The organism is Sphingobium sp. 22B, assembly GCF_001580035.1.
Lineage (GTDB): Bacteria > Pseudomonadota > Alphaproteobacteria > Sphingomonadales > Sphingomonadaceae > Sphingobium > Sphingobium fuliginis.
Map to the genome: position 1 here is coordinate 114,323 of NZ_LTAB01000011.1, position 11,552 is coordinate 125,874.

Sequence of the window (11,552 nt, forward strand, 5' to 3'; positions counted from 1 at the left end):
CTCCTTCCCTTCAGCACCTAGCGGGGAAGCAGGCGCATCGCCATGGCGACAAAGGGGCTTCATCCGATGAGTGTGGCGACTCGCCTCGCCATGGCGCCGCTGCTGATGCTGCTGGCCCTGCCGCTGACCGCCGAGCAGCCCGCCGCCGGGCAACCGCCCCTGTCGGGCGTCAACATAGCAGGCGGGGAATTCAATTCCGCGCGCAAGCCCGGCGTCTTCGGCAAGGATTATGTCTATCCCGACGCAAGGACGGCCCAGCCCTTCATCGACATGGGGATGCAGATCGTCCGCGTGCCGATCCTCTGGGAACGGGTGCAGCCGGAGCCGCTGAAGCCGCTTTCCACGACAGAGATGGCCCTGATCGACAAGTCGTTCGCCAGTCTGGCGCCGTTCCGGACCATCGTGCTGGATGTGCATAATTACGGCCGGTACGACGGCCAGCGGCTGGACCAGATTTCCAATGGGTCGGCGATGCTGGCCGATCTGTGGCAGCGGCTGGCGGAGCATTACAAGGGCAATGGCGCCGTCGCCTTCGGCCTGATGAACGAGCCCTATGGCATGACGCCCGCCGCCTGGCGGTCGCTGGCGGACGGCAGCGTCGCGGCGATCCGGCGGACGGGGGCGGCCAATCTCATCCTCGTGCCGGGTTCCAAATATAGCGGCGCGCATAGCTGGACCACGGGCGGATCGAACTCCAACGCGCTCGCCTTCGCCGATTTTCGCGATCCCGGCGGCAATTATGCGTTCGAGATGCATCAATATCTGGATACCGACAGTTCCGGCACGGCGACGAGCTGCGTCAGTCCGGACCTGATCGACGCGCGGCTGGCGGGTGCGACGACATGGCTGCGGACCAATGGCCATCGCGGCTTCCTGGGCGAATTCGGCGCGCCGCCGGACGACAATTGCCTGCGCGGGCTGGAGGTTCTGCTCGCCCATTTGCGCGCCAATGGCGACGTCTGGATGGGATGGACCTATTGGGCGGGCGGCGCCTGGTGGGGCGCCCGCTATCCGATGAGCGTTCAGCCGAGCGGCGGCCCCCGGCCGCAGGCCGCGGTGCTCAGCAAATATATCGTTGCAAGGGAGCCATGATGAAGCAGTTTTCCGTCATGAGCGCAGCCGCCACGGCGGCCCTCATGATCCCGCAGGCGGCCCTGTCCCAGACCGAGGTGGAGGTTCCGCCCGACGGATTGCGGGTCCGGCCGACCGTGCGCCTGCTCTACGACAGCAACATCCTGCGGCAGAATGACGACCTGGTCGCCGGAGAGCAGGACGACCTGCGCATCACGCCCAGCGTCGACGTGACCTACCGCCGGCAATTCGGTCTTCACCGGCTGACGGTGATCGGGTCGGCGGGCTATGATTTCCACCAGCGTTTCGAATTTCTCGATCGGGAGAGGATCAGTCTTCAGGCCGATGCCGATCTGTCCGTATCGGGTTACTGCCATGTGCAGCCCAGGGCGCGGCTGAATTTCGCGCAATCGAACCTTTCCGATCAGGGCGTGGTCGTCGGCAATACGCAGCGGACGCAGGATTACAGGGTCGCGATCGACTGCGAGAAGCCCTATGGTTTCTTCCCCGTGGCCGCCGTGGGCTATCTGAATACCAGCAACAGCGCATCTTCGCGGCGGATATTCGACATCGACACGTCCACGGCGATGGCGGGCATCGGCTATTCCAAGGCAAGCCTGGGCGAAATCCGCGCGACGTTCCAATATGAGCGTTTCCGCCGCCCCAATGCCGACGAGGCGATACCCGGCCTGCGCGACGGCGCGGAAAATTACCGCGCGGGCATCCTCTTCCGCCGGGCCGTGGCGCCGCGCCTGAGCTGGCAATTGGGCGCCAATTATTTCAAGACCAAGCCGCGCGCGCCCGGCATTGCGGACTTCTCCGGCCTGGGGGTGGAGGCGCAGGCGGTCTATACCCCCTCCAACCGGCTGTCGATCCTGTTGGATGTCGACCGCAGCTCCCGCAATCAGAGCAATACGGGCGCGACCTATATCGTGCAGACCGACTTCACCCTGCGCGGCAATCTGAAGCTGGGGGCGCGGTCCGGCCTGTCGGCCGGCGGAAGCTACAGCCGCCGATCGTTCAAGGGCGAATTGCAGCTCGACACACCGCTGCTGCGCCGGTCGGACCGCACCCGCGCGGTCTTTGCCGGCTATCGTTACCAGTTGCGCAGCCGCCTCAATGCCGGGGCGGAGATACGCCATGAGTGGCGAACAACGGCCGTCGACCAGTTCCGGTACAAAAGTACGTCGGGACTGCTGTTCGTCGGACTGGATCTATGAGGTACTGGCCATGAAACCGATCTTCCCTGCCCTTTCCGTCCTGATCCTTGCGTCCCTTTCCGCAGCCGTTCCGGCGGTGGCGGCCGATGCCTCGCCGGGCGCGGCGCTGGCGTCCAGCTACATATTGGGGGCCAATGACGAGATAAGGGTTTCCGTCTTCGGCGCCTATCCGTTCGACGTCAAAACCCGGATCAAGGAGGACGGCAGCGTGACCCTGCCCAGCGTCGGGGAAGTCGTGGCGCAGGGCGTGACCGCCAATGCGCTGGCGACCAAGGTGCGCGATCAGTTGAAGGCGGGCGGATATTTCGTCAATCCGATCGTCAATGTGGAGGTGGTGAGCTATGTCAGCCGGGCGGTGACCGTCTTCGGCAATCTCCAGAATCCCGGCGTCTATCCGCTGGACCGGCCGCAGACGATCGCGATGATGCTGGCCCGCACCGGCGGCGCGAGGACCGATGCCGCCGATTACGCCATATTGCAGCGCCAGGGCGAGGAAGACCGCCGCATCCCGCTGGAAGACCTGAACAGCGCGACGGGAACCGGGCAGATGCTGCGCCCCGGGGATTCGCTGTTCGTGCCCAAGGCGGAGGACGTCTTCATCTACGGCCAGGTCAACAAGCCGGGCAAGATCACCTATGAAAGCGGCATGACGCTGCGCCAGATGCTGGCGCAGGCGGGCGGGCCGACATTGGGCGGGTCCGAAAAGAAGATCAGCCTCAACCGCGGCAACCAGAGGATCAAGCGCGCCGACCTGGACATGCTGGTGAAGCCGGGCGACGTCTTCACCGTCCAGGAACGCATCTTCTGATCAGGCTGGGAAGGAACCCGAAATGTCCCTGTTTTCCTGGATAGCGCGGTGGCTGAGGCCAAAGCCCCAGCCCAAGCCCCAGAGCAAGGAGCTGGCGCGCCGCATGGCGGCCATCCGCGCCGCCGCCGCCGCTGCCGAGCCCGCCACGCCGGCGCCCCCGACGGCCGACATGTTGCGGTCGGCCATCCGCAAGGGGTTCAACTCGACCCAGCCCGTCACCAGTTCCAGCCATCTTCACGGCCGGCGGGAACAGTTGGAACTGCTGGTCGAGGGCGTTCTGGATCGGGGAAATCACGCCCTGATCTACGGCGCGCGGGGGTCCGGCAAGACGTCGCTGGCGCGGGTCTTCGCCAATATGGCCGACGACCGGGGCTTCGTCGTGCTCTATTCGGCGTGCGAACCCGATCAGGATTTCGGGGCGCTCATCAGGCCCTATGTCGATGCCCTAGCCGGGGCGCCGGTCGACTGGCCCGTGGACCGTCCGGTCAATCCGCGGGACGTGGTCGAGCAGATCGCGCCGCGCGCCCGTCGCCGCTTCATCCTGATCCTGGACGAATTCGACCGCATCACCGACGGCGCCGTGCAACATGACGTCGCAAGGCTGATGAAGATGCTGTCCGACGCGGCCATGCCGGTTCATATCGTCGCGGTGGGCATCGCCGCGGGGGTCGATGCCCTGATCGCGGGCCATGCGTCCCTGCGGCGGCACATGTCGGTGATCCCGATCTCGCGGATCGAATCCCAGGCGGTGTTCGACATCATCGCCAAGGGCGCGGGGTCGATCGGCATGGGCTTTACCGATGCCAGCCGGGAAACCATCGCCCATCTCGCCTGCGGATCGCCCTATCATGTCCGGCTGTTCTGCGCCCTCGCCTGTTTCGAGGTGATCAAGCGGAAGGAACGGAAGGTCGACCTGCCCGCGACGCTGGCCGGTGTGGCGCGGGCCGTCAATGACTGGGCGCTCACCAATGCGGAGGACGCCGCGCTGTTCCGCAAGGTGATCGCGACGAACAGCCCGCACTGGAGCATGATCGAAACCATCGCCCGCACCGCCGCCGCTCACGGCTTCATCACCCGGCACGCGCTGGCGGATGAACGGGGCGAGCGCATCCTGTCCCAGTTGCGGGACGCGCTGATCATCGATGCGGCAGAGGATCGCATCGCCTTCCAGGACAGTCTGGCGCCGCAATTCATGCTGGCCATGCTGTTCGCCGCGCAGAACAGCGAGAAGATCGATGAGAACATCATCAGCATGAACGATCTTCATCGCCCGATCGCCGCCGAATAGGCCGGATCGCCATCGAATAGGATAGTGACTATGCTGATATTGGACATATTCCGCGCGATATTGCAGCGCTGGCGGCTGGTGGCGGGGATATTCTGCAGCGTGATGCTGCTGACCGCGATCTGGATATTGATGACGCCGCGCGAATATGTGGCGTCGGCCACGCTGCTGTTCGACACGCGCGCGCCCGACCCGCTGCCGGGCGAGACGCGCGCGGCCGGCGAACCCGCCGCCATGCTGGCGACCGAGGCGCAGATATTGCGCGGGGAGGCGATCACCGGCCATGTCACGCGCGCCCTGGGCCTCGACAAGGAACCCGAACTGCGCAGGCAGTGGTTCGACCAGACCAACGGAACCCAGACCTTCCAGGGCTGGCTGAACCGGCGGGTCCAGAGCGGGCTGGAGGTCACGCCCAGCCCGGCGGGCAGCACCATCGACATCGCCTATCGCAGCACCGATGCGGCCAGATCGGCGGAGATGGCGAATGCCTTTGCCGATGCGTTCAACAAGACCCGCCTGTCGATGAGCAATGATTTCGCCAAGCGCTACGCCGACTGGTTCAAGACCCGCCTCAGCGAATCCGAGGCGCGGATGGAAAGCGCACAGAGCGAACTGGCGAAGTTCCAGCGCGAGCACGGCATTGTCTCCACCGGGGCGATCGATGCGGAAAGCACGCGGCTGAGCGAATTGTCGTCCAAATTGTCCACCGCCGAAGCGTCCGCCGCCGATGCGGGCGCCCGCGCCGCCGCGGGGGCGAGCATGCCCGAAGTGCAGTCGAGCGGGGTGGTCCAGGGATTGCGTGCGCAGATCGCGACCAAGTCGGCCGAAATCCGCCAGATGTCGGCGGAACTGGGCCCCAGCCATGAGTTGATGCGGGCGGCCAATTCCCAGCTCGCCCAGTTGCGGGCGGCACTGGCGCAGGAAACGGCCAAGACTTCGGGCAGCCTGTCCGCGGCCAGTTCCGCCGCCGCGGCCAACCGGGGCGCCATGCAGTCGCTGCTGAACCAGCACCGCGCCCGCATGCTGTCGCTGGCGGGCGACCGGGGCAAGCTCAACGTGCTGGAAAGCAATGTGGAATCGGCCAAGAAGCAATATGAGACCGAGACGCAGCAAATGGCCGAACTGCGCGCGAAGAGCAGCATCCCTTCGCTGAACGTGCTGCATCTGAACGCCGCCGAGGCGCCCTTGCTGCCGAACGCGCCGAACATTCCCGTGCGGCTGCTGATGATGACGATATTGGGGCTGATGCTCGCCATCGGCACGGCGGTCCTGCTGGAATGGCTACAACCCCGCGTCCGCAGCCGCGATGCGATGACATATCTGACCGGCGTGCCCGTGCTGGGACAGGCCGACCTCCGTCACATCGGACAGCAACTCCGCCTTGAAGGAGCCAAATGGTCATGAGACTCCGATCCACAGAGAGAAGCGAGCAGCCCGGCGCGATCTTCATCGCCGCCGGCCCGGGCGAAAAGCCCGAGATGAATGCCGTGGGGCCGATCCAGGTCGATCCGCTGGTCGTGGCGATCAGCGACCCGGAAGACCGGCTGGCGGTGCAGGCGCGCGACATACAGTCGACGCTGGCCGCGCTCCGCCTGGCGGACGGGCGGGCGCCCTCCTCCATCGCGGTCCTCACGGTCGGCGCGGTCGACGAGGCGGCGATCCTGACCGCCAATGTCGCGGTGTCGGCGGCGCTGAGCGGCTTGCGGACGCTGCTCGTCGACATGAAGCAGTCGGACTTCGTCCAGCACCGGCTGCTCGGCCAGACGCCGGTCACGCCCACCGATCCGGAGGATGACCTCCACGCCTTCGTCCGGCCTGCCTCGATCCCCAGACTGTCCCTGCTGGCGGCCGCATCCGACAGCCGGGACCTGGCCGATATGATGGCCGATTTCGATCTGTGCCTGGTCGACGCCAGCCATGTCGAGGACCTCGCCCTGGCAGCGGCCGGCGCGGAGGTGGCGATACTGGCCGTCAGCCGCGACGCCACCACCACGGCGGACCTCAAGTCCACGATCAACAAGCTGTCGATGCTGGGCATGCCGTTGATCGGCACGGTCATGATCGTGTGACGGCATGAAGCGTGGAACAGGCATGAAGATCGTCCATATCTCCCGCCAATATCATCCGGGCATCGGCGGGCTGGAGAATTTCACCCGCAACCTCTGCGAGGAGCAGGCGCGGGCGGGCCATGACGTGCGCATGGTCACGCTGAACCGCATCTTCGACGGCGATGGCGCGGAACTGCCCGCGCGGGAGACGATCGGCGGGGTGGAGGTCGTCCGCCTGCCCTTCCGCGGCGGACGGCGCTATCCCATTGCGCCGGCGGTGCTGCGCCATGTGCGCGATTGCGACCTGATCCACGTCCACGCCATGGATTTCTTCGTCGATTTCCTGGCCCTCACGCGCTTTCTGCACCAGAAGCCGATGGTGCTCAGCACCCATGGCGGCTTCTTCCACACGGATTATGCGCAGCGGCTGAAGCAGGTCTATTTCCACAGCATATCCCGCCTGTCGCTGAGCCGCTTCCACGCAACGATCGCCTGTAGCGAGGCGGATCAGGACAGTTTCGCGCGCATTTGCCGCCAGAGGCTGACGCTGGTGGAAAATGGCGTCGACATCGACAAGTTCGCGGCCGCCGCCGACCCGGATGCGCGGGCGATCCTCTATTTCGGCCGCATCGCCCCCAACAAGCGGATCGACCGGCTGATCCGCTGGTTCGCCGCGTTGAATGCGCTGGACCCGGTCTGGTCGCTGATCGTCGCGGGCAAGCCGATGGGCGTCGCCCTGTCCGACCTGCGCCGGATCGCCGTCGAACAGGGCGTATCCCAAAAGGTGGAATTCCACGACAGCCCCAGCGACGAGGCGCTTCGCGCGCTGATCGGGCGCAGCAGCATCTTCGCGTCCGCCAGCGCCTATGAAGGGTTCGGCATATCGTTGATCGAGGCGGTTTCCGCCGGCCTCTATCCCGCCGCCAGCGACATTCCGGCGCATCGCCGGTCCTGCGAGAAGCTGGGCGTCGGCACGCTCCTGCATTTCGACGATCCCCTGTCCGCCGCGCGGCTGCTCAAGGATTTCCGCACCGCCAGGGTCAGGGGAGCCCTGAAGGACGCGGCCGAACCGCTGCGCGGCTATAGCTGGCCGGAGGTCTCGGCGCGCATCGTGCATATCTACGACCAGATATTGGGCCATCGCCAGCGGGCCATCGGTCCGGTGAAGGTCGCCGTTCTCTCCCAGACGGAGGCGCTGGCGGAAATCCGGTCCCATGTCCGCGCGCAAAGGCCGAAGGTCATCGCCTTCTGCAACGCCCATATGGCCAATCTGGCGCGGAAGGACGACCGGCTGGCCGGGGCGCTGAGCAATGCGCTGGTGCTGAACGACGGCATCGGCGTCGATCTGGCGAGCCGGTTGCGCTATGGCCGCTCCTTTCCCGTCAACCTCAACGGCACGGACTTCATCCCCGCGCTGCTGAAGGACCATCCCGAAGGGCTCCGGCTGTTCCTGGTCGGCGCGGCGCCGGGCGTGGCGGAGCGCGCGGCGGTGACGCTGCGCCGCCTGTGCCCGCGGCTCTCGATCGTGGGAATGCAGCATGGTTTCTTCGACCCGCAGGAGGAAGCGGGCCTGAGCGACCGCATAGGGGCGAGCAAGGCCGATCTGGTGCTCGCCTGCATGGGCAATCCCCGGCAGGAGATCTGGGCGGCGCGCTGGGCGCCGGAGTTCGGACGGCCCGTGCTGTGCGGCGGCGCTTTGCTCGACTTCCTCGCCGGACGGGTGCGGCGCGCCCCGGCCTGGGTGCAGCGGGCGCGGTTCGAATGGGCATGGCGGCTGTTTCAGGAGCCCACCCGGCTCGCGGACCGCTATCTGCGCGGCAATCTGAGCTTCATCGTCCATGCGCTGAAGGATGCCTGGCGCGGGCAGGATTGGGAGGATACGCCCCCGCCAGCCCCGACCACAGCCCTGCGGGGGGCCGATGCGGCCTGACCCCAGCATGACCCCGCGCCGGACGACCATGCCGAAGCGCATTTCGGTCGTCATCCCGTTCTTCCAGCGCAAGCGCGGGCTGCTGCGCGAAGCTGTGCGGTCGGTCGCCTGCCAATATCTTCCCTGGCCCGCCGAAGTCGAACTGATCGTCGTCGACGACGGTTCGCCGGTCGCGGCCGACCTGGATGTCGATAATCTCGCCTTGCCCGACTGGATCAGGCTGCGCATCCTTCGCCAGGCCAATGCCGGCCCGGCGGCGGCGCGCAACCATGGCCTGGACGCCCTATCGCCGGATTCCGGCTATATCGCCTTTCTGGATTCCGACGATCAATGGTCGACGCACCATCTGGCCTGGGGGATCGACACTTTGGGCACGGCGCATGATTTCTACTTCTGCGACAGCGCCATGCCGCCGACGACCATGTTCGCGGCCATGGCGTTTTTCCAGGCGCTGCCCGCGCAGCAGGGGGTCGAACTGCTCGACGGGACGCGCGGCACCTATCGTTTCGTCGGGACGAGCGGCGGATCGTCGATGGTGCGCGACTATCTGTGCCAGACATCGTCCGTGATCCTGCGCAGGTCGGCGGTCGGATCGCTCCGGTTCGAGGAGAGCCTGCGCTATGCCGGGGAAGACTGGCTGATGTGGGCGCGGATCGCGCATCGGGCGCGGGGCATCTGCTTCTCGCTTTCCGCCAACAGCCTGCGCGGCGAAGGCATCAACCTGTATCGCGACGCGCATGAGCGGCTGGGCGGGCGCAACCTGCGGCGCATCCTTTCCATGATCCGGGCGAACGAGCTGATGGGGGCGATCGACGGCATCGATGCGCAAAGCCTGATGCTGACGCAGCAGCGGCGACGCAGCTTCCAGATGGAACTGGCGGCGATCCTGATGCATCCGCGGCTTTATCTGGGTCTGATGGACCGGCTCCAGCGGGCGATGATCGCAAGGGCCTACCGGCACCTGTGGCGTGACCTGCCCGGCTGTTGGACGGAAATCCTGCGCCGCAAGCTGCGCCCGGCGGCCCTGCGGGAGATGCCTGCGTGAAGCTTTATTATTACCGGGCGCCGCAGGGGAATTTCGGCGACGACCTGAACGGCTGGCTCTGGGAAGAACTCGCGCCGGGCCGCTGGTCGGACGAGGATGATGGCGAGCTGTTCTGCGGCATCGGCACGATCATCGGCAACGACATGCCGCAGGCGAAACGGATCAGGGTGTTTTCCAGCGGCATCGGCTATCGTCCCGTGCCTGCCGATTTCGACAGCGGGCGGTGGAAGGTGACGGCGCTGCGCGGGCCGCTGACGGCGCAGGTGGTCGGGCGGCCGGAACGGGCGGTCGCGGACGGTGCGCTGCTGCTGTCGACCCTGCCGCGGCTGAAGCCACTGGCCGAGGAAGAACGGCACGGGACGATCTTCATTCCCCATTATGAGGCGATGGACGAAGGCCCCTGGGAAAGGGCGTGCGGGCTGGCGGGCGTGGAACTGGTCGATCCCCGGCAATGCGCGCATCGGGTGATAGAGCGCATCCGATCGGCGCGGCTGGTGATCGCGGATTCCATGCATGCCGCGATCATCGCGGATACGATGCGCGTGCCCTGGGTGCCCGTTGCATCGTCCCGGCGGATCAACAGCTTCAAATGGCTGGACTGGACCCTGTCGCTGGACCTGCCCTATGAGCCGGTGGCGCTGCCCTCGATCAGCCTGCGGGCCTATTATGAGGGGCAGGTGCAGCGCTGCATCGGACAGGATTTCCGCCTGCCGCGGCCGGACAGGGATAGCGCCATGGCGCATTATCGGCGGATGATGCGGCGGGAGGGCAATGCGCTATGGCAATCGGTGCGCCCCAAGGTGAAGCATCACCTGCGCGCGCTGCCGGGGCGCCTGCCGGCGCAGCGTGCCGCGCGGGGCGCGATGGCGCGGTGGGACAGGCCGCGGACGGAGAGCATGGCGACGGTTTTGCATCGGCTGGTCGGCGCGCCCGCTTTCCTGAGCGGCGATGCGATTTTCACGCAGAGGGTCGAACAGTTGAGCCGTGCGCTGGATGGTTGCTGGGGGTCGTGAAGGCTGAATATTGCCTGTGGCTAGCCTCCTCCCTTAACGCGCCAGCGTCCGCGCCCTGTGCCGCCGGACCAGATGACGGGCCAGCATCGGCCAACTGCGCCGGTCGCGCAGCATTTCCATCAGCAGCGCCCCCGGCCGGCGGGCGCGCAGGTGCGGATAGGCGCGGTTCCAGATCGCCTGGTCGCGGATCGCGTCCGCCCGTTTCGACAACAGCCCCGCCAATGCCCTGTCCGCCCGGATGCGCGGGCGGGCGAGCAGGCCCAGCGTATGGTCCCGCATGGCCTGGAGGTTGAGGATGGTGCGCGACTGGCCCGAACTGTCCGAGGAGATCGAACCGATGCGCTGGGTGAAGAGGTAAAGCCCCTCCCCCATCAGCATGAAGCGCGCGCCGGCCAGCAGCCAGTCCAGAACGAAGGCGAAATCCTCGCCATGGCGGAGGTGAGGCGGATAGTGCAGTCCGCGCGCATGGAGGAAACGGCGGCGGAAGATCGGCTTTAGCTGGCCATAATCGAAGGGGGAACGGCCGGTCATGCACTGGCCGACGAAATCCGCCGCGCCGACCTGCTGCACATGATCGTCCGCCAGCCTGAGCGCCCGGCCCGCCACGGCCTGTGCCTGCCAGTCGAAGAACAGCAGATTGTCGGCCACCAGATCGGCCTCATGCCGCCTCGCCAACCCGGTCATGCGTTGCAGCCGCCCCGGCAGGAACGCATCGTCGGCGTCGAGTATCGCGATCCACTCGCCCTGCGCCGCGGCCAGCCCCCTGTTGCGCGCGACCGAAGGTCCGCCATTTTCCGCGCTGACGATCAGGCGGACATTGTCGTGTACGCGCGTCAGGCCCCGCGCCACCCGCAGCGTGTCGTCGCTCGACGCATCGTCGATGATCAGCACTTCGACCGGCACCTGCTGCGCCAGCGCCGAATTGACCGCGCGAACCAGCGTATCCTGCGCATTATAGGCGGCAATTATCACCGAGACACAAGGGGTTAGGTTCCGCTGCATAGGTGTTATGCCTTACTCGAAACAGGGGTGGGCTTTGGATATAACAGCCGCACAAGCAGCAGCGAATTGAGGGAATACCCCTAGGATATGTCCCAAGGGTCCGAACCCGATCTTCCCAGTGCGGACAGAC

At 66.3% G+C, this 11,552-nt stretch carries 10 protein-coding genes; 9 read left to right on the forward strand and 1 reads right to left on the reverse strand.

Translation table 11 applies throughout. The annotated features are described in order from the left end of the window. Positions 1–66: 66 nt before the first annotated feature. The 9 genes from A0J57_RS12090 to A0J57_RS12130 are packed head-to-tail and all read left to right on the forward strand — an operon-like array spanning position 67 to position 10,420. Positions 67–1,092 carry a glycoside hydrolase family 5 protein gene (locus tag A0J57_RS12090; protein WP_064232615.1) on the forward strand — a complete coding sequence of 342 codons (1,026 nt, stop codon included), beginning with the start codon at positions 67–69 and terminating at the stop codon, positions 1,090–1,092. A gap of 17 nt (positions 1,093–1,109) precedes the next feature. Further along, positions 1,110–2,291 (forward strand): outer membrane beta-barrel protein, encoded by a 1,182-nt coding sequence (locus A0J57_RS12095; protein ID WP_235600858.1) that lies wholly within the window; start codon positions 1,110–1,112, stop codon positions 2,289–2,291. A 10-nt stretch (positions 2,292–2,301) separates the two neighbouring features. Then, positions 2,302–3,099, forward strand: coding sequence for an SLBB domain-containing protein (locus A0J57_RS12100; RefSeq protein ID WP_061935979.1), 798 nt, complete (start codon positions 2,302–2,304; stop codon positions 3,097–3,099). A 22-nt stretch (positions 3,100–3,121) separates the two neighbouring features. Then, positions 3,122–4,387: an ATP-binding protein gene (locus tag A0J57_RS12105; RefSeq protein WP_061935982.1), complete on the forward strand. Its 1,266-nt coding sequence runs from the start codon at positions 3,122–3,124 to the stop codon at positions 4,385–4,387. A 30-nt stretch (positions 4,388–4,417) separates the two neighbouring features. Next, a complete protein-coding gene (locus tag A0J57_RS12110; protein ID WP_025547675.1) occupies positions 4,418–5,788 on the forward strand; it encodes an exopolysaccharide biosynthesis protein in 1,371 nt (456 codons plus the stop codon). Then, the gene (locus A0J57_RS12115) at positions 5,785–6,453 is read left to right on the forward strand and encodes a tyrosine-protein kinase family protein (protein WP_037481691.1); all 669 of its coding nucleotides are present in this window, start codon (positions 5,785–5,787) and stop codon (positions 6,451–6,453) included. The genes A0J57_RS12110 and A0J57_RS12115 overlap by 4 nt, the downstream gene beginning before the upstream one ends. Positions 6,454–6,475: 22 nt before the next feature. Beyond that, positions 6,476–8,362, forward strand: coding sequence for a WecB/TagA/CpsF family glycosyltransferase (locus tag A0J57_RS12120; RefSeq protein ID WP_061935985.1), 1,887 nt, complete (start codon positions 6,476–6,478; stop codon positions 8,360–8,362). Positions 8,363–8,369: 7 nt separating this feature from the next. Then, positions 8,370–9,407 (forward strand): glycosyltransferase family A protein, encoded by a 1,038-nt coding sequence (locus A0J57_RS12125; protein WP_082718665.1) that lies wholly within the window; start codon positions 8,370–8,372, stop codon positions 9,405–9,407. Next, complete coding sequence (locus A0J57_RS12130; RefSeq protein ID WP_061935991.1) at positions 9,404–10,420, forward strand: polysaccharide pyruvyl transferase family protein; 1,017 nt, start codon at positions 9,404–9,406, stop codon at positions 10,418–10,420. The genes A0J57_RS12125 and A0J57_RS12130 overlap by 4 nt, the downstream gene beginning before the upstream one ends. A gap of 33 nt (positions 10,421–10,453) precedes the next feature. Here A0J57_RS12130 and A0J57_RS12135 read toward each other — a convergent pair whose 3' ends face one another. Further along, the gene (locus tag A0J57_RS12135; protein WP_235600859.1) at positions 10,454–11,422 is read right to left on the reverse strand and encodes a glycosyltransferase family 2 protein; all 969 of its coding nucleotides are present in this window, start codon (positions 11,420–11,422) and stop codon (positions 10,454–10,456) included. Positions 11,423–11,552: the final 130 nt, after the last annotated feature.